This is a genomic window from Pandoraea apista, from assembly GCF_001465595.2.
Lineage (GTDB): Bacteria > Pseudomonadota > Gammaproteobacteria > Burkholderiales > Burkholderiaceae > Pandoraea > Pandoraea apista.
The window spans coordinates 1-20,629 of the sequence record NZ_CP013481.2 but is presented as its reverse complement, the minus strand read 5'-3'; the positions used below and the strand labels follow the sequence as shown (position 1 = coordinate 20,629).

19 protein-coding genes are annotated in these 20,629 nt (G+C 62.3%); 3 read left to right on the top strand and 16 right to left on the bottom strand.

Going from position 1 to position 20,629, the window contains the following annotated elements; translation table 11 throughout:
* Positions 1-954: 954 nt before the first annotated feature.
* The 4 genes from AT395_RS00095 to AT395_RS00080 all read right to left on the bottom strand — a co-directional run bounded on the left by AT395_RS00095 (position 955) and on the right by AT395_RS00080 (position 7,487).
* Positions 955-2,070, bottom strand: coding sequence for a YbdK family carboxylate-amine ligase (locus tag AT395_RS00095; RefSeq protein WP_042113670.1), 1,116 nt, complete (start codon positions 2,068-2,070; stop codon positions 955-957).
* Positions 2,071-2,073: 3 nt separating this feature from the next.
* The gene (locus tag AT395_RS00090; RefSeq protein ID WP_042113672.1) at positions 2,074-3,279 is read right to left on the bottom strand and encodes a cation:proton antiporter; all 1,206 of its coding nucleotides are present in this window, start codon (positions 3,277-3,279) and stop codon (positions 2,074-2,076) included.
* Between the two features lie 504 nt (positions 3,280-3,783).
* Positions 3,784-5,790, bottom strand: coding sequence for a bifunctional tRNA (5-methylaminomethyl-2-thiouridine)(34)-methyltransferase MnmC2/FAD-dependent 5-carboxymethylaminomethyl-2-thiouridine(34) oxidoreductase MnmC1 (gene mnmC, locus AT395_RS00085; RefSeq protein WP_048628398.1), 2,007 nt, complete (start codon positions 5,788-5,790; stop codon positions 3,784-3,786).
* Positions 5,787-7,487, bottom strand: coding sequence for a ClcB-like voltage-gated chloride channel protein (locus AT395_RS00080; RefSeq protein ID WP_048628444.1), 1,701 nt, complete (start codon positions 7,485-7,487; stop codon positions 5,787-5,789). Before AT395_RS00080 ends, mnmC begins: the two co-directional genes overlap by 4 nt.
* An 876-nt stretch (positions 7,488-8,363) precedes the next feature.
* Between AT395_RS00080 and AT395_RS00075 the strand changes: the two genes are divergently transcribed.
* The gene (locus AT395_RS00075; protein WP_042113674.1) at positions 8,364-8,819 is read left to right on the top strand and encodes a MarR family winged helix-turn-helix transcriptional regulator; all 456 of its coding nucleotides are present in this window, start codon (positions 8,364-8,366) and stop codon (positions 8,817-8,819) included.
* 95 nt (positions 8,820-8,914) lie between these two features.
* Here the strand turns inward: AT395_RS00075 and AT395_RS00070 are convergent, their stop codons facing one another.
* Together AT395_RS00070 and AT395_RS00065 are read right to left on the bottom strand one after the other, a co-directional pair.
* Positions 8,915-9,862, bottom strand: a complete 948-nt coding sequence (locus AT395_RS00070) for a DedA family protein/thiosulfate sulfurtransferase GlpE (RefSeq protein WP_048628399.1) — start codon at positions 9,860-9,862, stop codon at positions 8,915-8,917.
* Between the two features lie 132 nt (positions 9,863-9,994).
* Complete coding sequence (locus AT395_RS00065) at positions 9,995-11,560, bottom strand: DHA2 family efflux MFS transporter permease subunit (protein ID WP_042113677.1); 1,566 nt, start codon at positions 11,558-11,560, stop codon at positions 9,995-9,997.
* A gap of 422 nt (positions 11,561-11,982) precedes the next feature.
* Between AT395_RS00065 and AT395_RS00060 the strand changes: the two genes are divergently transcribed.
* Positions 11,983-12,777, top strand: a complete 795-nt coding sequence (locus AT395_RS00060; protein WP_048628400.1) for an MHYT domain-containing protein — start codon at positions 11,983-11,985, stop codon at positions 12,775-12,777.
* A gap of 125 nt (positions 12,778-12,902) precedes the next feature.
* Here the strand turns inward: AT395_RS00060 and AT395_RS00055 are convergent, their stop codons facing one another.
* From AT395_RS00055 to rpmH, 10 genes are all read right to left on the bottom strand, one after another.
* A complete protein-coding gene (locus AT395_RS00055) occupies positions 12,903-13,118 on the bottom strand; it encodes a hypothetical protein (RefSeq protein WP_042117594.1) in 216 nt (71 codons plus the stop codon).
* Positions 13,119-13,171: 53 nt separating this feature from the next.
* Positions 13,172-13,756 carry an RNA 2',3'-cyclic phosphodiesterase gene (gene thpR / locus AT395_RS00050; protein WP_048628401.1) on the bottom strand — a complete coding sequence of 195 codons (585 nt, stop codon included), beginning with the start codon at positions 13,754-13,756 and terminating at the stop codon, positions 13,172-13,174.
* 146 nt (positions 13,757-13,902) lie between these two features.
* Complete coding sequence (locus AT395_RS00045; protein ID WP_042113681.1) at positions 13,903-14,277, bottom strand: hypothetical protein; 375 nt, start codon at positions 14,275-14,277, stop codon at positions 13,903-13,905.
* Positions 14,278-14,358: 81 nt separating this feature from the next.
* The gene (locus AT395_RS00040; protein WP_376738407.1) at positions 14,359-14,967 is read right to left on the bottom strand and encodes a YMGG-like glycine zipper-containing protein; all 609 of its coding nucleotides are present in this window, start codon (positions 14,965-14,967) and stop codon (positions 14,359-14,361) included.
* Positions 14,968-14,981: 14 nt separating this feature from the next.
* Positions 14,982-15,329, bottom strand: a complete 348-nt coding sequence (locus AT395_RS00035) for a hypothetical protein (RefSeq protein ID WP_042117598.1) — start codon at positions 15,327-15,329, stop codon at positions 14,982-14,984.
* Between the two features lie 235 nt (positions 15,330-15,564).
* Positions 15,565-16,959 (bottom strand): tRNA uridine-5-carboxymethylaminomethyl(34) synthesis GTPase MnmE, encoded by a 1,395-nt coding sequence (gene mnmE, locus AT395_RS00030; RefSeq protein WP_042113682.1) that lies wholly within the window; start codon positions 16,957-16,959, stop codon positions 15,565-15,567.
* Positions 16,960-17,066: 107 nt separating this feature from the next.
* The gene (gene yidC / locus AT395_RS00025; protein ID WP_048628402.1) at positions 17,067-18,722 is read right to left on the bottom strand and encodes a membrane protein insertase YidC; all 1,656 of its coding nucleotides are present in this window, start codon (positions 18,720-18,722) and stop codon (positions 17,067-17,069) included.
* A gap of 24 nt (positions 18,723-18,746) precedes the next feature.
* Positions 18,747-19,103 carry a membrane protein insertion efficiency factor YidD gene (gene yidD / locus AT395_RS00020; protein ID WP_042113685.1) on the bottom strand — a complete coding sequence of 119 codons (357 nt, stop codon included), beginning with the start codon at positions 19,101-19,103 and terminating at the stop codon, positions 18,747-18,749.
* Between the two features lie 78 nt (positions 19,104-19,181).
* A complete protein-coding gene (gene rnpA, locus AT395_RS00015) occupies positions 19,182-19,619 on the bottom strand; it encodes a ribonuclease P protein component (protein WP_042113686.1) in 438 nt (145 codons plus the stop codon).
* A gap of 61 nt (positions 19,620-19,680) precedes the next feature.
* The gene (gene rpmH / locus AT395_RS00010; RefSeq protein WP_010806664.1) at positions 19,681-19,815 is read right to left on the bottom strand and encodes a 50S ribosomal protein L34; all 135 of its coding nucleotides are present in this window, start codon (positions 19,813-19,815) and stop codon (positions 19,681-19,683) included.
* Positions 19,816-20,120: 305 nt separating this feature from the next.
* On the opposite strand from rpmH, the gene AT395_RS25420 reads away from it, so the two are divergent.
* Positions 20,121-20,471: a hypothetical protein gene (locus tag AT395_RS25420; RefSeq protein ID WP_125347616.1), complete on the top strand. Its 351-nt coding sequence runs from the start codon at positions 20,121-20,123 to the stop codon at positions 20,469-20,471.
* The last annotated feature ends 158 nt before the right edge of the window (positions 20,472-20,629 follow it).

Sequence of the window (20,629 nt, the reverse complement as noted above, 5' to 3'; positions counted from 1 at the left end):
CACGTCTCGGATTCGCTTTTCCTCTTCCGAAAATTCTCTCGATATTCGAGATTTTTCTTCTCGCCGCAGGCTCGCCAGACTCGCGCGATCGCCGTCCCGCGTTTCGGATAGAACGCAAATTATTTGAAACACAACCGCCAGTCGTCAGTCGCCAGGGGCGGGGTTCCGCAAAAAAGTGGGGGAATAACGCTTCGGCGCGTCCGCGGGTGACACCTTCGGGACACGCGAATTGAAGAATTTGACGGTACCGGCGATTTCGCTCGTTACGGCCAGCAAAACCAACATCAATCACTTCTTACACCACGCGCGGCAAGTCACAAATCAGGGTGGCGAGATTGTAGCCGCGAACCGGTTGGCCAACGTAAGAACGTCAAAATTATCCACAAAACCCCGTTTTCGGGGGTGTCTTGCACAATATTTAGGCGCCTGTGGATAACTTTCTGGATAAGTCCTCGGACTAGATGTGCATGGGTTCGGGATAACTTGCGAATCTTTCCACAGGGGGCAAAAACTGTTCGGAGTTGTTCTTGGGATACCCGCTGTTTGTCCATCCAGTTCTCAATCGGGCAACTTTCTGTTTACACAGCGTTAACTGTGGTTATCCACAGGAGTGGGCTGCCTTTGTTAACTACTACTATGTATACATACAGTAAACCTATTAAAACCTTAAAACCTTGCTACGAGCGACGCGAAAACAGCAAAACCCGCTCAGCCTGAATAGTGGAAAACGCAGCGCTTGCGATGCGTGATCCGGGCCTCGCCAAGACGTTCTCCCCAACGAGGTGCACGAATTCGAAGCACTACGCGACAGCGTTCACACCGAAGTTCGTTGCAAAAACTGTCCAGGCAATAAAAAACCCCGCCAAGGCGGGGTTTCTAGACACCAATCGCATAACAACGGACATTGCCGCAGCAAACGATCTCGAAAAAGCACCGTTTGCCGCAGCCGTCAGGTCATGCGGCCCATTTCAGGCATTGTTGCCGGACCATTTCGTTGAGCGACTTTGCCTCGGCGTTGACCTCGCGCAGCCACACGGCGTCGTTCTTGCCAGACGCCACCAACTGACGGATCTCCTCGCAGGCCGCTTCAGCCTCCAGCACCGCCGCGTGCGGCTTGATGACCTCAAGCGTTTGCGCAACGTGTTGCCCTAACGTGGTGCGCTCGCCGGTCTGCGGGTCCACGTAAGCGCCCTCCAGACCGAAACGGCAGGCTTCGAAGCGGTTGAACGTGTAGACGAGGTAATCGTCTTCGCTCAGCACGAACGGACGCTCCTCGAGCAGATATCGGGCCAGAGACTGGATGTAACAGGCGATGGCGGCCGCGCGGTCGATCGACAAGGGGGTATCCATGACCCGCACTTCGATCGTCCCAAAACCCGGCTTAGGACGAATATCCCAGTAGAAGTCCTTCATGCTCTCGACAACACCGGTTTTGACCATCTTGTCGAAATACGTCTCGAAGTCTTCCCACTTCAACACGAACGGCGCACGGCCCGAGAGCGGGAATGCGAACACCGAGTTGAGCCGTGCCGAATGAAACCCCGTGTCCACCCCCTGCACGTAAGGCGAGGAAGCCGACAGGGCAATAAAATGCGGGATATAACGCGACATCGCGTGAAGCAGATACAACGCGCTGTCCGGATCCGGGCAACCGATGTGAACGTGCTGACCAAACACGGTGAATTGTTTGGCGAGGTAGCCGTATAGCTCGGACAGGAAGTGAAAACGCGGCGAGTCGTAGATCGTGCGTTCGCTCCAGCGCTGGAAAGCGTGGGTACCGCCACCGCACAAGCCCACGTTAAGTTGCTCGCTTGCCGCCACGAGTACGTCGCGGACTCGCCGCAACTGTGTCACGGCATCGCTGTGATGATGGCAGATGTCCGTCGACAACTCGATCATGCTTTCGGTCATTTCCGGCTTGATTTCGCCCGGATGTGTCTCCTTGGCCACGAGCCGCATCAGATCGGCCGCCGCCTTCGTCAAATCGTAGTCGTGACGATTGACGAGCTGCATTTCCAGCTCCACGCCGAAAGTACACGGCTTCGAGGGAATGAATTCTTCTAATGACATGGCTTAATCCTTCCGTTCACCGACAAGGGCCAATGCCCAATAGACCACCAACGGCCCAACCAGTTGCAACACGGCAACGGCGCACATCACCACGGCCTTGAGCATCGGGTCGAACTGAGGATAGATGTCGTACGTGTCGGCGACGAGTACGAATGCGAGACTGGCCATCGGGCACAACGACAGCCCGAGCGCGATGGCCTGCTTGTAACTGATACCTGCCTGATGCGCGACGGCGACCGTGCCCACCACCTTGGCAATCGAGCGCACAACGATGATGGCCAGCGCCGCCAACCCGCCGATCACGAGGTATTCCCACTGGAACGCCAGCGAGGTCAGCACGAACAGCACGACAGCGAGCAACCAGCCCGCCGTGCCGAAGTACGCTGGCCAAAGCTGCGGCCGTTCCTCGACATTGCGGAAGATGATCCCCGCGAGCAGCAGCGTGAGCGAGTTCGGCAGCTTGAGCATGTGCACCAGCGCAACCATGAGCATGATCAGGCCGATGAGCACCACAAAGCCGTGATGGTCCTGGCTGCCGAACTTGCGGAAGACCAGATTGCACGCTTTCGCCAGGACGAACGCCAGCACGATCGAGCCAATGAGCAGATACAACGGGTGAAACAGCACGACCCAGAAGCTCGAGTGGTAAGCCTGGTGCATCCAGCCATAGACAAGCTTTACCGCCACGACCGCATACACGCTGTTGAGCGCCGCGAGTGCCAGCAACCGCTCCGTGACCTGACCTTCGGCCCGCAGTTCGTTTTTGAGCTGGATGACCACGGCCGGCGATGTGGCCATGCTGATCGATGCAATGAGCACGGCCGTGAGCGGCGTGACGCTAAATACGCGTAGCACGGCGTAGACCGCCACGAAGGTGAGCAAGGCTTCGAGCGCACTGGTGACGATGATCCACGGGTTCGCCCGCATCCATTTCAGATTGAGGCGGCTACCCAGTTCGAACAGCAGCAGGCCCAGCGCCAGGTCGATCAACAGCCGGATAGCCGCGCTCGCTTGCGCGTCCAGCATCGAAGAAAGGCCCAACGTGCCACCGACCAGCCCGATCACGGCGTAACCGGTCATGCGCGGCAGGCGCAATCTCCGGAAACAGATTTCCCCGGCGAGTCCGGCAAATACCAATGCCAGCCCGGCGAAGAAAACGGGATCGGGCGCCGGCGGCCAGCCCGGAAAAAGGGACAGTTCCGACGTCATTAATGCTCGCTTTGCGCCGCTTGACGGCGCATCAAGTGGTGAAAAGGAAAGAAAGTCGCGCGCGGGGTTGCAGATGAAGGACAAATGCGCGACGAACCCGAAGGGTTGGGTTTATTTTGCCACACTCGGTTTCCGGCGATTTCAAACGGCCGTCTCGTTGGCGGGGCGTTCGTCGCATGGGGGGGGCCCGGCCGGTCGCACGTTCCTCGCCTGCCGGACAAGGAGGTACCCGCGTCGGCGGCCGGGTATCGGGTGAGGGGCGGAAAGTACGGGGGCAAGCGCCGTGGGCGCGCCGCCCCCGCATGGGGCGGGCTTTTTACCCATATAGGGTCAGATTCGAATTATTGGAACATCCCCAATTTTCGGAGAAAGTTGGCTGTCGACATTTCCCGAGAGGGCCTACGGGGCACGTGGATTACGGCAATAGGAGCGTGACCGGGCATCCGGGGAGAGCCAGTCTCAAGAGGTCAGAGGCGGGCGGGAAACGCCAGCCAAGCGAGGCGGTCAGCCTTTGCGCAGCGCGTGCATCAGGTAACGGGCGGGATCGATGGCATCGGCCAGATCGCTGCCGATGGGCCACGGCTCGCCTTCGATCTGGCTGGCAATGAGTTCTGCACACAGCGATGCGAACACCAGTCCCCGAGAACCGAACGCAAAGCTCGCGTACAGTCCTTCCAGACGCGGCAGGTCCCGCAGGTGCCCCCCGGTCAGCCGTCGCCGTAGCGGCTCGATAGCGGCCATATCGGGCAATTGCCCCGCCATCGGCAAACGGTCGGGCATCAACGATCGGAACGCCGTGCGTCCGCCAAGCTCGGCGGCGGCGCTTGCGCTGGCCAGTCCGGTGTCGCCGAACAAGTCCGCATGGGCGGGCAGCAGCGCAGCAAGGCGGCGCAAATTGGCCTGATGATCTGTCACGCGTACCTCCTCAACCGGATCGTCGAAGCCATAGGTCGCGCCCGTGATCGGCCCGGCGCCACCCAATAGCGACGGCGCGACGTAACCATCGCCGCAAACCGGCACACGCAGATCGGGCAAGGTGTCGGGCGGCAGAAAGGTCAATTGACCACGCACGCGTTTGACGGGGAGAAACGCCGCTGCGAGATACGGCGCGAGCAGTTTCTGCGAAACGTCGGCAGCCGTCACGACTGCGACGTCGGCCTCGGCCAGTACTCGGCCCGTCTCGTCGATCGCCACCCAGCGGCCGTTGCGCGGTTCGAGCCGCTCCACGCTCACGCCGTAGCGCGCGTCGAGCGACGGACCCGCGGCAACCAACTCGGCGCGGCAGAGCATGGCGGGCGCGAGCCAGCCCCCCTCCGGATACCAGAGGCCGCCGTGCGCTAGCCTTTCCCCGGCAAGGGCCGACGCCTGAGCCTGATCGACCCACTTCGCATACGTGTCCGGATACTCGTGCACGGCAACGAGCTGGCGCATCGCCTGTGCTTCCGAGTCGGTCATGGCCACTTGCAGCAAGCCGTCGGCGCGTCCGGGCAGGCCGCCCGGCAACGTCCGCCATTGAGAGAGTGCAAACAGAAAGCCCGCCCGCGTGAGACGCGACAACACGTTGTCGTCTGCCGAGAGCTGCGGATGAAACACGCCCGCCGGATTGCCCGACGCGGCAGTTCCCGGCGCTTGCGCCCGTTCGAAGAGACGCACCCGCCAGCCGCGAGCGATCAGCCGTCGCGCCATTGCTGCACCCGCCATGCCGGCGCCCACGACAATCGCCTCGCGGACACGCGGCGCAGGCGCTGCGGGCGGATCGTATCGACGCATTCGATACTGCGGCGCGTATTGGCCGGCGAGCATGTCGCGCTTGTAGCCAAAGCCGGGCCGGCGTGCCATCGCGAACCCGGCAGCGATAAGATCGCGCCGCACTTGTCCGGCGGATGAATAGGTGGACAGCGTCGCGCCGTCGCGTGCGAGGCGGCCGAGTGTCTTGAATACGTTCGGCGTCCACAGGTCGGGATTTTTGGCGGGCGAGAAACCGTCCAGATAGAAGGCGTCCGCGCCGGCACGCAACGACGGCATCAGATCGAAAAAGTCACCGAAGCCCACGCTCAGCACCATACCGGGCGCCACCTCCAGACGATGCCACCCCGCTACCGGCGAAGGCCAGACATCGCACAGACGCTGAACGAGCGGCGCCAGTTCGGTCATGCCGGGCAGCACGAGCATTGACTCCAGCACACGCCGCAGATCCTGGGCACGGAACGGATACTTCTCCACCGAGACGAAATGCAACCGCGCGCAACGCTGCGGATCGTCTCGCCACGCGGCCCACGTGGCGAGGAAATTCAATCCCAGACCGAAACCGGTCTCGACGATCACGAATTGCTCGCGGCCGCGCCAGCGCTCGGGGAGGTCGTTGCCTCCGAGAAAGACATGGCGCGCCTGACCCAGCGCCCCGTTGACGCTGTGATAGACATCGTCGAATACGGTCGAGTAAGGCGTACCGTCCGTCGCGGTTGCCGGCTCGGCGGGCTGGATGGGATTCGGGCCCGGTCGATGACTCATTCGCCCCCTCGCTCTTCGGTCACGATCTCGATGAGCCCCGGCAACGAAACGACACCGAGCCACTTTCCCTGTTCGCCCGTTACAGGCACCCAATCGGCGTGCATCGTGCCTACGGTGCGCAGGGCGCTGACCAATGACATCTCGCCATCGAGCGCTTTGCAGGGGATAACTGTCTCCGTCCACAGTGCCGGTTTGCCGGTGGCCTGACGTTGCCACCAGCGTGCGGCGTCGAGCGTGCCGACGAGACGCCCGTCAGGTGCGCGCACCACGAGGTTACGGTAGCCGGTAGCGATGAAACGCTCGCCAATGGCCTCGGGCGATTCGGCGGCGCTCACCACGGCGTCGTTGTCCACCGCCAGCGATGACAGACGCATTTCGCTGCCCCCGCTCGTCATCGACAACCAACGGCCGGCAACCTGATTGCGACGAAGCGACTTCGCGTACACCGAGTCGGCGCGCAATGTCTGAGCGGTGAGGTATGCCGTCACGCAAGCCAGCATCAGGGGCAGCACCACCTGATAGCTCAGCGTCATCTCGAAGATCATCAGAATCGACATCAGCGGCGCGTAGGTGGTGGCCGCGAGAAACGCGCCCATGCCAACCACGGCGTAGCTGCTGGCCACCGAGGCGGTCGCCGGGGCGAGTGCGTTCATCGCCAGCCCATAGAGACTGCCGAGTGCCGCGCCAACGAAGAGCGTTGGTGTGAACACGCCGCCCACCGCACCGGAGCCCGCCGAGGAGGCCGTCGCCAGCACCTTGAATACGAGCACCATTGCCAGCGCCTGCCAGGCCCAGTGCGTGTGAAGGATCGAGTTGACCACGCTGTAGCCGTTGCCCCAGACCTGCGGCACTTGCAGCGAGAGCACGCCCACAACGAGCCCGCCCAGCGCCAGACGCAGGAACAGCGGCACCGGCAGCGCACTGAAGCGCTGCTTGGCGGAATCGAGCAGGCGCAGGAACAGCGGCGCGAGCACCCCTGCCAGCACGCCGAGGCCCACGTAGAAGAAGACTTCCCAGCCGGACACGAAGTCGAAGCGCGGCATTTGACACACCGCCTCGTAACCGAGAAACTGGCGGATGACGATGTTCGCGATCACCGATGCCACGACCAGCGGGCCGAGGGTGGCTGTCGAGATCGAGCCGTAGACGATTTCGGAGATGAACAGTGCCCCCGCGATCGGGGCGTTATAGGCCGACGTGATACCGGCCGTTGCCCCGCAAGCGACGAGCAGACGCAGCCGTTCCGGCGGAAACGCAAGAATGCGGCCAACGAGCGACGCGAACATTGCGGCGAGCTGCACCATCGGCCCTTCCCGCCCGATCGACGCACCCGAGGCCACCGAGCACAGCGACGACAGGCTCTTGACGAGTGTCTGGCGCAGACTGAGCACGCCGGTGCCGATGGCAATGGCTTCCATGTAGTCGTCGGCGCCCTTCTTCGGCACCCACAGGGTGGCGTACTGGAGGATCAGTCCGGCGATCAGGCCTCCCACGCTCGGCAGTAACAGGCGCTGCCACCAGTTGAGGTTCTGTGCCAGCTCGACCATGCCGCTGCGGTGTCCGGCAAGGAGGAATTGCAACCCCGAGAGCGCTTCGCGAAACGCGACGGTCGCCAACGCCCCCAGCAGACCGACGATGCCGGCGAGCAGCAACGTGATTTGCAGAGTGTTCGGTGCGAATTGGCGCCGCACCCACACAACGACGGGCAATTTGGCCCAGGCGGATACTGCTGACACGGATAGAAGACGGTCGTGATCGAAATTGGATCTCATGGTATCGATCGACGCCTAATTTTGAAAGCGCACGGCTTTTGGGGCGATTTGCACCCGGGAAACTGAGTAGTGCTCAGGTAACGTTGTTTCGGCGGTGGTTGTCCGGTCGAAGCGGATTCACCTCGCGGGAAGCCGGTTCGAACGAGTGCGAGCTGCCATTAGACAGGGGGCGGCTGACGAAGCTATGTCGCGGCGAGCGTTTCCCATGCCGGATCCACCGGCCGGAGGGATTGACGCGCCGATGCGCTCGGCAATGTCCATTTCGGAGGAAAAACTGAGGCATGCTCAGATAAGGTGTTTTTTCGTCATGCCGACAGCGATGCGTTACGTGATTTGAACGATTTCAAGTTCGTGAGTGTTTTATCCGCTTGTTCGCCCCCTCCCATGGCTTCACGCGTTTCGCCCGTCATCAGGTCAGCAGATGGCTGTCGTGGTGGGGTTTTTCTGAACGTTATTCAGATAAAGGTAAATTCCAAGGGCTGAGGACTGCGCGATTCGCCATTTCCGCTGTTTTTCCGGACACCCTCGCCCATCCGTTATTTCCACAGACATCACCGTTCATAATTGCTCAGCGCGAGGGATTCGCGCCGCTGCCATCCCAACCCCATACGGCAGGCCGTCACCGGACTACACCGTCCGATCGCGCCGCGCCCCTTTAGCCCCCTCCCCCGCGCACCGCATGACTCTTCGCCGTCACATCTGGCGTCTGACATCACGCGATTCCTCTTTCGAACTGGTCACATTCCACGCGGTGAAATAGAATGGCGCGCAATTGAATGGGAACTGAAAAGTAATAACCGAATGGCAGTTAGCAAAAAGGCCGCACAAAAAACACCCGTGCGACTGGAAGAGCAGTTGGGTTTCGCGTTGTACTCGGCATCGCTTGCCATGACAAAAGCACACAAGCCGATGCTCGACAGACTCGGTCTCACGTACTCGCAATATCTTGCGATGGTCGTGCTTTGGGAACAGGACGATATCGCCGTCAACCAGTTGGGCGCACGTCTAGGACTCGACTCCGGCACGCTCACGCCGTTGCTGAAAAGACTGGAAACGATGGGACTTTTGACTCGCCGCCGGGGCGAAGCGGACGAGCGGCAGGTGTTCATCGACCTGACGTCCCGGGGCGTCAGTCTGCGCCGTGAGGCGCGTCAGGTGCCCGCGCAGGTGCAGGCTGTCACGGGGCAATCCGATGCTGCACAGAAGACCCTGCGTACCCTGCTTTTGCAACTGAGAGACGCTCTCAACGACGCGTGATCCAAAGCAAGACGCGCGCTCACTTGTGGTGAGGCGCGCGTCATTCAGTGGTGCGCAATGGATTGCGTTAATCGCTGAAAGATAAACGCTGAAATTCAGTTGGCTGGCACGAGCATGTCTATGCCGTCGATCTTCTGAACGGAGTAGCCTGCCTCGCGCCAGGCGTCGAGTCCGCCCAGCAACGGACGCACCTCGGCAAAGCCTTGCGCACGCAGTTGTTGCGCCAGACGGGCGGCCGTCACCTCATTGGGACACGCACAAAACACCACGATCCGCCGGTCGCGCGGAATATCCCGCAGCTTCTCGGCGATTTCGTTTGGTTCGATCGCAAGCGAACCGGGAATCGTGAACGGATCGATGGCGCGGCGGGCAGCCGAGCGCACGTCGATCACCACCGGGGTCACTTCGTCCTTCATCCAGGCTTCGAGCGTTTGAACGCCGATACGCGCCATGCGCAGCGAGCGCAGCAGACGATAGCGGTTGAGCCAACGGTTGAGCAGATACAGCGCGAAGATCAGCGCGACCAGCCACAGCACGCCACGGCCGAGCGTATCGAAGGCGTCGAGCACGGCCACGATATGCGAGGCGAAACCGAACCCCAGGCCGACGGCCAACCCAGACCAGAGCACCGCACCGATGGCGTCGTACATCAGGAATGTACGCCAGGACACCCCGAGCGCACCGGCCATCGGCACCGACAGAGCGGATAGGCCCGGCACGAAACGGGCAAACATCAGCACGCGTACCCCGTGACGGCCCATCGCGCCTTCCGTGCGGCTCACGCACGTATCGGGCGAGATCGACAGGCGGCACATCAGTCGCAGAATATGGTGGCCGTAGCGGCGCCCCGCGAGGAACCAGAGGGTGTCGCCCAACAGCGCGGCGAACACCGCCAGAGCGACGATCAGTGCCGGCGAGAAGAGCGATGTCGACGCCGTGACAATCAGCGTGGGATAAGCCGGCAGCGGCAGCCCCAACGCTTGTCCGAAGATGTTAAGAAAGACCAGCCAGAGCCCGTAGCGGGCGATCAGATCGAACAGCATGCCGGGTACCTGTTGGCGAATGAGCGCAATACGGCATGGTAGCCCCCGCCGACGACGTTCAGAAGCCGGAATGTCGAGAAGTATTGTTGCTTTTCTGGAACGATCACCCCGGCTGACCGGGCAAAACGAACGTCAGTGGCCAACGGCGGCCTTCGCGCCTCGCCTGGGTTTTGTGAGCCAGACAAGCGCTGCCATGGCGAGGAAGACATACCCGGACAGATGAAAGATATCGTTCGTGGCCAGCATGAACGACTGACGGGTAACGAGATCGTTGAGCATGCCGAAGTCGGCCCCGTTCGCCAGTCCCAGCCCCTGACGCAACTGGTCGAGATAGCGCGTCGTGGCGTCGGAATACGGGGTGAGATTCTCAACGAGGCGCGCATGGTGGTAGATCGCCCGGTCTTCCCACATCGTCGTACTCACAGCGGTGCCGATGGCACCCGAGAGCGTGCGGAAGAAGTTGGAAAGCCCGGAGGCCGCTGCAAGCCGATCGTCCGAAATACTCGAGAGGGTGATCGTGGTTACGGGCACGAAGAAGCATGCGATGCCGATGCCCTGTACGAGCCGCGGCTCGATGACCTTCGCGAACGACAGATTCAGCGCGAAGTGCGAATTCCAGAACGATACTCCCGCGAATACGAAGAACGCGAACGAGGCCACGGCACGCAGGTTCAGCCGGTTCATGTTCTGCCCGATCAGCGGCGAGAGCACGAGCGCCAGCAGGCCGACAGGCGCCGTCGCCAGTCCGGCTTTGCCCGCCGTGTAGTCCATCACCGTTTGCAGCCATAGCGGGAAGATGACCACCGAGGCGAAGAACGTCATGAAGCCGAACGAAATCACCACGACACCGAGGGCGAAGTTGCGATCCTTGAACAGTGTCAGGTCAACGATGGGCTTGTCGGACGTCAGCTCCCACAGGATCAGGAACGACAGGCAGATCGCGGCGGTCAGCGCGAGCGTAAGGATCAGGCTGTTGTTAAACCAGTCGCGGTCCTTGCCGAGGTCGAGCATCATTTGCAGCGACCCCACGCCGATGGCGAGCAGCGCGAGACCGATCAGATCGATGGGCAGTTGCTGCGTTTTCGTCTCGTGCCCGCGTAACAGGAAGAAACAAGAGACCGCAGAGAAAATCCCGACAGGCACGTTGATGTAGAAGATCCACGGCCATGTGTAGTTATCCGTAATCCACCCGCCGACGACGGGGCCGAAGATCGGCGCGACGATCACGGTCATGGCCCACAGCCCGAGCGCGAGACCCCGCTTCTTCTCGGGGAAGCTGCGCAGCAGAATGGTCTGGGAGAGGGGCACCATCGGGCCCGACACGAGCCCCTGCAACAACCGGAAGATAACGAGCGCTTCCATATTGGGGGCCAGACCGCAGAGCATGGATGCCACCGTGAATGCCGTGACCGACGCCACGAACAACCTGGCTTCACCGACCCGCCGCGCCAGCCAGCCGGTGAGCGGCACGGCAATGGCGGCGGCCACCGCGTACGAGCTGATGACCCACGTGCCCTGACTGTTCGACACCCCTACGCTTCCCGCGATGGTCGGGACGGCCACGTTGGCGATCGACGTATCGAGCACCTCCATGAAAGTACCCAGTGCGAGGCCCACAGTGAGGATCGCCAGTCGCGCGCCGGTCAGCGGTGCCCCTTGCGGCGCGGCGGCGGCGTTTGCCGTGGTGGCGTCTGCCATGTGAATCGTCTCCCTGAAATGACGGCCGGGATATGCACCGGCGCCAGAGTCTTTTTCCGGATGGTGCCGCAGAACGACAGCCGTGTGCGACGCGGGTTTGGAATTCAGTCTCTAAATCGTCAGGAAATGCTTCGACGTGCTTTTGCCTTGGTCGCCGTTGCGCGAAGCACGCGTCCCGTAAGGGTTTCCGACGGCGCCGTTGCATCGCGCACAATTCATATGCGGCAAATCAATTTCATCTTGCGAACGTCAGACGCTTTTCCCCCTTGACGTGAGTGGGCGGGCGGGATTGAATCGCCGCTGACGCCCGACGTGCGCGATGCCACGTCGAAGCCCCCCGGGGCGTAGTCGTGCAGGCTCAATAAAGTGCTCTCGCTCGCGCTTCCGGCGCCTCGGTGACAGCAAAATCACAGGATAAGCCCATGCAGCCAGGTAGCGTCGTTCCTCTTCAATACAGTGAATTTCTTGTCCTGCTTTCCTTCGTGATATCGGCACTGGGCGCCTATGTCGCGCTGGTGGCTGCGTCGCGTATTCGCGACGACGACGGGCGCATCAGCCTGGGCTATCTCGCGGTCTCGGCGCTGGCCTTGGGGGGCGTTGGCATCTGGGGGATGCACTTTATCGGCATGGCTGCGCAGCGCATGCCCTTCCCCGTGTCGTATTCCCTTTGGCCAACGCTTGGCAGTCTGCTCCTGGCAGTGGTGGTGTCGGGGGCGGCGCTCTGGTACGTTGCCCGCGCGCCGTATCGCAACGCCCAGCAATGCGCGATCGCCGGCGTGGCGGGAGGACTGGGCGTGGCCGGCATGCACTATCTCGGTATGAGTGCCATGCGTACGCAGGCGTACTTCGAATGGGACACCACGATCATTGCACTGTCGATACTCATCGCGATCGTGGCAGCAAGCGTGGCGCTGTGGCTGGCGTTCCATCTGGAGACGACATTGCAACGCGTGCTGGCGTCGTTGGTGATGGCGGTGGCGGTATGCGGCATGCACTACACGGGCATGCGCGCGGGCACGATCATCTGCACGGCTGCGACGCCCGCACAGATCAGCATTCGACTGCACGGCGACACGCTGCCGTATGGCGTATTCCTGATAGCTTGCGTCGTATTGCTTGCCATGGGCGTGCTGCTGTATCGCACGTCGCGCAGGCGGCGCGAACGGATGGCGGCGCGACTCGATGCACTCATGCGCCAGCGCGCGGGACAGGTCTGACGCGTCGGAGAGCGGTAACGTTCTGGCGGTATGAAAAGCGAAACGCCGGCCTGTTTTTCGACGGGCCGGCGTTTCCGTTTGCGTCGCTGTAGATCTCTGACGCACCTTGCGGCACAGCACACTGTTCAGTGCAGGATGGGGCTTGCCCCGACAGGCATGACATCACCTGTTTCGATCAGGTCGACGATGAAGAACGGTTCGGTGTTGAGTTGTTTCGATGCACCGGGCTGGCCGGAGTACCAGCACACCATCGCCATGTCGCCCAGCATTCGGGTGACGATTCCCATGGCACCACGTGGCACTGCGATGTGATTGGATTTGACGATCGATCCGACTTGCACTTGAGCCTCCTGCGAATGACGAAAAACCGATGTGCCAACCGGTCGGCACATCGTCATCCGACTATACCGTATTGCGTTGTGGCGATCGCCGATTTCTCCGTCGACGTTGAGAAAACCCCTTCGGACAGGCCGCCGTGATGTTCCGCCAACACACGGTAATGCGGGCCGCGTGGTGTGCGGACCGAGTGCACGAGAACGTAGCTGTCGCAGTGCCACACGAGCGGACGCGGATGCGGGTCCGACGGCGCGCGACGCGCGTGGCGCAGCAGCGTGACATGCGGGCGAAACGATTGCGTGATCACGCGGGCTCCCGTCGCGCGCCATTGCGAAAGCAAGGTGTCGCGCATGGCGACGAGACTCTCGGGAACACTGGGCGCTCCCGCCCAGACGATCTTGCGATCGGACCAGTAACCGAGATGATCGAAGCTCAACACGAAGGGCGTGAGCGGTGTGCGCTGCATGAGGGCGAGCAACACTGGGAGACGGGCCGGATCGACCTCGTCGAGAAAGGCGAGTGTCAGATGCAGGGTCTGGGCGCGCAGCACACGTCCGCCGCATTCCGCGTGAGCCGAGACGGCCCAAGTGTGAAGCTGCTCGCGTACGCCCGGCCCGGGCCACAGGGCAAGGAAAAGTCGCATGAGAACACCAGGGGTTGGGTCCTGCTGATGATTCTCATAGTAGACGGGGGGCCGGGCGAATGCCAGCCGGCATGGCGGCGATTCGGGGCTCGCCTGCCGGTATCTGCGTGGGCAAACGCTGCCGGGGTGGCCGCCAGCGGGTTACATCAGTTCGTCGAAATGCCGGGGGTGATGCCGCGACGGCCGCGACGTGGTGTCTCTGCCGGTTTGTCGTCCGATTTGGCCTGCACGGGCGGGCGCATGATGCTGTTCCAGTTGTTCTGGATGGCGGTGTCGGTGGTGTCGCGCGAGACGGCGCGCGAAATATCGGCGCTTGGATTGAAGGCGCCCGATCCCGCTGCGCCTGCGGTACCTGCCGCAGCGGCGGCGTTACCCGGGTTGGCGGGGGCCGGCGTGTTCTGCGCGTGGGCATGCGGCGCGAGCACGAGCACGGCGACAATGGCGCCGGGCAGCACCGCCCAGAGCCATTGGCGCAGGGGCGACGTGTTGCGAGCGGAGCGGACAAACGAAGGGTGGGTCATGGGTGTCTCGGGCGAAGCGACGCGATGTCGCCGACATCGTCACCTCTTCGGAAGCAATGTCGGCGTCACGTCTTTGTAGAATCAGTAGCTGCCGGGAGGTGGCTTCCAGCCCGGGGGCGGCGGCGGCGGCGGTGCGTAGCGCGGCTCGGGCTGCGGCATCACCATGTCGCCGCGAACAGGCACCCGATTGCCATACGCGTACATGCACTGAACGTAGGCCTGATCATAGCGGCTTTGCGTCATATATGCAGACGACTGGGCGTTGCCCATGCCCACGGCGCTGCCAGCGAGCAGACCCGCACCGGCACCGATGGCGGCGCCCGAGCCGCCGCCGAACGCCGCACCGGCCGCGGCGCCAATGGCTGTGCCGACCACAGCGCTTCCGACAGCGCTGGTGTTGGCAGCGGTCGCGGTGTCCAGACCCCCGTTCGTGCCCGAAGCATATTGGCGGCAGTTGAAATCGTCCTGCCGGAACTGATCGAACGATTTATTGGTGCCGGGCAACGCCATGAGACTTGGGCCGGCGGGAACAACAGCGCAACCGGCGAGTGTGGCGGCGGCAATGACGATGGCCACCGGCGCGGCGAGGCGCCGGGTGGTCCGTGCCGCATTGGCCATACGGTGGTCGGCACCGGCGCCGGTTGTCGACGGGGTTTGCGCCTGGGAGACGACGGACGACTCAAATGACATGGTGCGTCTCCAGATCAGTTTGCCGGCTGCGCGGGCACTTCACGCCATCCGGCCGGACACGTTTTCACGTAGGGATAGTAGGCACCGGCCTTGTCGCAGTAATACCAGGTGTCGCTGTTCGTGCCTGGCTGGCCGTTTTGTGCGCCGGCTTGGGGCTGCTCGATGTACTGCTGAGGCTGGCTGGGAACGACCACCACCGGGGGCGCGTAATAGCTGGGCCCGTAGTACGGGTATGCGTAGGGATAGGGGTAATAGCCGGGGCCGACCCAGACACGCACACCACCTCGCCAGGCGAAGGCGCTACCGCTGACCAGGGCAGCCGCCACGGCAACGAAGCCGATGACAACAGGAAGACGTTTCACGACGCAGACCTCGAAGAACAAACTCCGGGCGCGGTGGATTCCGCCTCGCGTACGTGCGTCGCAATGAGGTGGATGTCCCCCAATGTGCCGCAACGCCGCCCTGGAGTTGACGCTTCCGAGTCTAGGCCCGTCCCCCTGCCGGAGCAATTACGGGGCCTGTTAGAAGTGTTTCAAAGCATTACGCCTTTTACAGCGGATGTAAGGGATCTGCGCGGAAGATGGGGCGCGCGCAGCGTCACTTCCCAATACAGAACCGGCTGAAAATTACCCCGAGCAGGTCGTCCGAAGTGAACTCGCCGGTAATCGTGCTGAGTTGTTCCTGCGCGAGGCGCAATTCCTCGGCGAAGAGGTCGAGCGCGTTTGCATTCTGACGTGCGTGCGCATCGGCCATCTCAATATGATCGCGGGCCGCACGCAACGCCGACAAATGCCGCTCGCGCGCGAGAAACACGCCTTCGTTCCCCGCCTGCCAACCGGCAATCCTGAGCAGTTCCGCACGCAGCAGATCGATTCCCTGCCCGCCTTTCGCCGACAGTCGCACGCCCAGCGGCGCGTTGCCTTCCTTCGGTAGCACTGTCGCCGGTTCGCCCGCCAGATCCGTTTTGTTGAACACGCGCACGACAGGCACATGTCTGGGCAACTGCTTCGCGATGTCCTCATCCTCGGGGGTGATTCCTGAGCGCGCGTCGAGCAGGTGCAACACGGCGTCTGCTTTGGCGATCTCGCTCCAGCTACGCGCAATGCCGATACGCTCTACTTCGTCTTCCGTCTCTCGCAGGCCTGCGGTGTCGATGATGTGCAACGGAATACCGTCGATCTGAATCGTTTCCTGCACTTTGTCGCGTGTGGTGCCGGCGATTGGGGTGACGATCGCCAGCTCGGCCCCGGCCAACGCGTTGAGCAACGACGACTTGCCAACGTTCGGCTGTCCCGCCAGCACTACGTTGATGCCCTCGCGCAGCAACGCGCCCTGCTTCGCCTGCGACAACACCTGTGCCAGTTGCGCGCGAATTCGCTCGAGTTGCCCGAAGGCGTCGGCCGCCTCCAGAAAGTCGATTTCCTCTTCCGGGAAGTCGAGTGTCGCTTCCACCAACATGCGCAAATGGATCACCAGATCCACCAGCGAATGAATCTCGCGCGAGAACGCGCCGTCCAGCGAGCGGCTGGCCGAGCGCGCCGCCGCCTCGGTACTCGCTTCGATCAGGTCGGCTACGGCCTCGGCCTGCGCCAGATCGAGCTTGTCGTTCAGAAAAGCGCGATGCGTAAATTCGCCCGGCTCCGCCAGGCGCACGCCCAGCGCCGACCCTTCGTCGATACAACGTTGCAGCAACAACTGCAGGACGATAGGCCCGCCGTGCCCCTGCAATTCCAGTACGTCTTCTCCCGTGTACGAATTCGGCCCCGGGAAGTACAGCGCAATGCCACGATCCAACGCCTCGCCGGAGGCGTCGAGAAACGGCAGATACGACGCATGACGCGGCTTGAGCGGTTGTCCGACCAGACGCGCGATCACACGCTGCACGGCGTCGCCGCGATGCTTGCCGAAGGACACGCGCACGACGCCGATGCCGCCGCGTCCGGGGGCGGTGGCAATGGCGGCGATCGGGACAGTGGAGACGGTGGCGCTCATGGAAGGGGTCTTTGAAAAACAGGGACTTATTTTGACATGCACCAAACAAAACCGCCCGCGAGAGACTCGCGGGCGGCTATGTCAGTCAGACGGTCGGACCTGAATCGTCAGGCCGCCTTTTCCTTCTTTTTGGTACCGAGCATTCGGTTGATCGACCATTGCTGCGCGATCGACAACGTGTTGTTGACCACGTAGTACAGCACCAGGCCCGACGGCAGGAAGAGGAACATGACCGAGAAAATCAGCGGCATGAACATCATCATCTTGGCCTGCATCGGGTCCGGCGGCGTCGGGTTCAGCTTGGTCTGGATGAACATCGACACGGCCATCAGCACCGGCAGGATGTAGTACGGGTCCTGCGTCGAGAGGTCATGAATCCAGCCCAACCACGGCGCGCCGCGCATTTCCACCGACGAGAGCAACACCCAGTACAGGGCGATGAACACCGGAATCTGAATCACGATCGGAATACAGCCGCCGAACGGATTGACCTTCTCGGTCTTGTACAGCTCCATGAGGGCCGCGTTCATCTTCTGCGGATCGCTCTTGTAGCGTTCGCGCAGCGCTTGCATGCGCGGCGTGATCTCCTTCATGCGCGCCATCGACTTGTAGCTTGCTGCCGACAGCGGGAAGAACACCAGCTTGATGATCACGGTCACGGCGATGATCGCCCAGCCCCAGTTACCAATCAGCCCATGCAGCTTCGAGAGCAGCCAGAACAACGGCTTGGCGAGGATCGTGAAGTAACCGTAGTCCTTCGTCAGCTCCAGGCCGGGGGCGATCTGCTCGAGCATGTGCTCTTCCTGCGGACCGGCGAACAGGCGCGCGTCCACCGTTTCGGTGCCACCTGCCGGAATGCTCGCGAGCGGCTCTTTCACGCCCACACGGTACAGGCCGTTATCCAGCTTGCCGATGTAGTTGTCGCGCGTTGCGCCTTCCTTCGGGATCCAGGCCGTGGCGAAGTAATGCTGCACCATGCCGATCCAGCCATCGCTAGACTGTTTGACGTACTTCGCCTTGTCCTTGTCGATGTCGCTGAACGTGACCTTCTGGAATTTCTCGTCGCTGCTGTAGACCGTCGGGCCCGTGAACGTGTGCGAGAACTTCGCACCGCTGATTTCACGGCCGTCGCGCACCAGCTCCATGTACAGCGTAGGCTTGATGGCGGCGTCGGTCTTGTTGACGATCGTGTTCGACACGTCGATCACGTAGCTGCCGCGATGGAACGTGTAAGCACGCACCAACTGCAGGCCGCCCTTGACCGGCGATTCGAACTTCACGGTCAGCGAGTCGCCCGTCAGCGTGGTCGGCCCCGGCACTTGCGTGAAGATGTCGTTGTGGTTCGGGAAGTCGCCGCCGATCAGACCCGTGCGGGCGAAGTACTGGTGGCTCGGGGTATTGTCGAACAGCACCACGTGCTTGTCGGCTTCGTCGGCGTCGGGCCACTTGGTCAGCGCGAGGAACGACAGTGTGCCGCCCTGCGTGCTGATGTCGGCTTCGTAGACGTCCGTTGTGATGCGCACCTTCTGCGCAGCGGCGGCGGCCGGTGCATTGCCCGGTGCGCTACCTGCGGCGGCAGCGGCGTTGGCAGCTTGCGGCAAGTCGTTGGCCGGCGTCTGGTTTCCACCCGTGGCGGCCGGGGTCGAAACCTCAGCCGACGGGAAAAACAACGACGAATGGCCATTGCCGCGTTGCCAGTTGTCGAAAAGCATCACGACAGACAGCGCGAAAATGACCCAGAGTACGGTGCGTTTGATGTCCATGCGGTAACTCGTGGTGGACGAAACTCAGGAATGGCCCGGCGCGCGGCGCGTGACTGCCGATGCGGCCGCGGGCCCGGACGAGACCGTCTGCTTGACTCGCGACGTGTCGCTTCCGGCGGCCGCATCGGCGCCTTTGGCGGTGGGATCGGGAGTGTTGCAGACGTGTCGAGCCGGCGGAACGGGATCGAAACCGCCGGGATGAAACGGATGACAGCGGCATAGACGCCGGGCCGCGAGATAAGTGCCGTAACCGGCACCATGCTCGACGATGGCCTCGCGCGCGTAGTCGGAGCAGCTCGGATGAAAGCGGCAACGGTTCCCCAGCCAGGGACTGATCACCAGCTTGTAACCGCGCAGGAGCAACAACAGCACGCTTCGCATCTCGATTCCGCCTGTCAGTCCGGCCGAGGTGGCCGGGTGGGCGGCGCATGCCCGGGGTCGGGCGCTACCGTTTGGGGACTAACTACCTTCCGTCTTGTCGCCGGTCGTGCGGCGCTTGCGGGCGGCTTTTTCAGCCGCGTCGAAGAGCTGCGCGAATTCGGCCTGTACCAGCGTGTTCAATACCGGTGCCGCCGCCGCAGTGTACGTCCCTTTGTCGAAGCGCCGGGTCAGTCGCAGTACGAAGTCCCAGCCGGCCAGAGCCACGCGGCGTTGGCGGAACATCTCGCGGGCCTGACGCTTGATCAGGTTGCGGGTGACCGCACGGGGTGCGTGTTTCTTACCGACGACAATGCCGATGCGGCCTTCATGAGGCATGGCATCGACAGGGGTGTCTGGCGCAGTTTCGCGCCAGCGCATGTACAACACGAAGTGCGCGCTGCGACGCAGGGGGCGCAAACTAAAAACGGATGAAAACTCATCCGTTTTGAGAAGTCGCGCAGCTTTGGGAAACCCCATTGCCGGGACTTCGCGCCTTGCGGATTTGACGCGCAAACCGCGGTACGACCGAGAACCGCGATTAAACGGCCAGGCGCTTACGGCCCTTGGCGCGACGAGCGGCGATGACCTTACGGCCACCACGGGTCTTCATGCGAACCAGGAAGCCATGGGTGCGCTTGCGGCGCGTCACGGAAGGCTGAAAAGTACGTTTCATGATGCACTCACTGTGTGAAAAAATTCCCGCGCAGCAGCATCGCAAAACGCCACATGGACACCGTGAAAACCTGCAAATTCAAGGACTTTCACGCGCGGCCCAGCCGTCGGGAGTTGGATAAGAATCCGGTTATCTTTCTAACGAACCCGCTATTTAATCGGCTTTTCCGTTGTGTGTCAATAGGTTAGCCGTCGCCCGCCACACGGCGGCGCGCCGACGGCGCCGTCGATGTCCCGGATTCGCCACCTGGCGGCCTTCCGGCTGTGGATAATGGCAGAAATTGCCCTTTCCATCAGATTGCGTCGGTGGATAACCACCCTGGCGGAAAAGATATCCCGGTGCTCGCGGCAAATCGTCGCAATTGCTGGGCATTTGCGCAGCGCTCGCGCAAAGTCAGGCGGGTTAACGCGGCGCGCCCGCCCGGAGATGCCGATGCTGTGGGCATTCCTGTGGATAACTCGCTTTGCCGACGCTTTGGCGTTAAAATCCCCCATCAATTTTTTTCCCAGCAGAGTACCGGTGACGCCGCCATGTGGATAGCGCGCCGGGTTTTGTCGTCTGCGCGCGCCGACGCCGGCCGCACGCGCGAGTCAAAGCCCGAACGCAGCGCCATGGTTCGTATGTCTCCGGGCGTCTGCATTGCGCCGTCGGTCTGACTCGACCCCGGCCGGAAGCCCGTCTGCCCCTTGCTTGGGGACTGGGTAACCGGCTTGGTTTGCGACGTTCTGCCCCCATATCTGATGTAACGGATAGTGGGCGGCAAGAGCGCCAACCGAAGCAGTCGGATAGGCCGCGCCACCTGGACACACGCTGC

Bases quoted from the DNA above. Each gene is read 5' to 3' on its own strand.
- AT395_RS00095 (WP_042113670.1), bottom strand. From the start codon at position 2,070: ATGTCATTAGAAGAATTCATTCCCTCGAAGCCGTGTACTTTCGGCGTG.
- AT395_RS00090 (WP_042113672.1), bottom strand. From the start codon at position 3,279: ATGACGTCGGAACTGTCCCTTTTTCCGGGCTGGCCGCCGGCGCCCGAT.
- mnmC (WP_048628398.1), bottom strand. From the start codon at position 5,790: ATGAGTCATCGACCGGGCCCGAATCCCATCCAGCCCGCCGAGCCGGCA.
- AT395_RS00075 (WP_042113674.1), top strand. From the start codon at position 8,364: ATGGCAGTTAGCAAAAAGGCCGCACAAAAAACACCCGTGCGACTGGAA.
- AT395_RS00070 (WP_048628399.1), bottom strand. From the start codon at position 9,862: ATGCTGTTCGATCTGATCGCCCGCTACGGGCTCTGGCTGGTCTTTCTT.
- AT395_RS00065 (WP_042113677.1), bottom strand. From the start codon at position 11,560: ATGGCAGACGCCACCACGGCAAACGCCGCCGCCGCGCCGCAAGGGGCA.
- AT395_RS00060 (WP_048628400.1), top strand. From the start codon at position 11,983: ATGCAGCCAGGTAGCGTCGTTCCTCTTCAATACAGTGAATTTCTTGTC.
- thpR (WP_048628401.1), bottom strand. From the start codon at position 13,756: ATGCGACTTTTCCTTGCCCTGTGGCCCGGGCCGGGCGTACGCGAGCAG.
- AT395_RS00045 (WP_042113681.1), bottom strand. From the start codon at position 14,277: ATGACCCACCCTTCGTTTGTCCGCTCCGCTCGCAACACGTCGCCCCTG.
- AT395_RS00040 (WP_376738407.1), bottom strand. From the start codon at position 14,967: ATGTCATTTGAGTCGTCCGTCGTCTCCCAGGCGCAAACCCCGTCGACA.
- mnmE (WP_042113682.1), bottom strand. From the start codon at position 16,959: ATGAGCGCCACCGTCTCCACTGTCCCGATCGCCGCCATTGCCACCGCC.
- yidC (WP_048628402.1), bottom strand. From the start codon at position 18,722: ATGGACATCAAACGCACCGTACTCTGGGTCATTTTCGCGCTGTCTGTC.
- yidD (WP_042113685.1), bottom strand. From the start codon at position 19,103: ATGCGAAGCGTGCTGTTGTTGCTCCTGCGCGGTTACAAGCTGGTGATC.
- rnpA (WP_042113686.1), bottom strand. From the start codon at position 19,619: ATGGGGTTTCCCAAAGCTGCGCGACTTCTCAAAACGGATGAGTTTTCA.
- rpmH (WP_010806664.1), bottom strand. From the start codon at position 19,815: ATGAAACGTACTTTTCAGCCTTCCGTGACGCGCCGCAAGCGCACCCAT.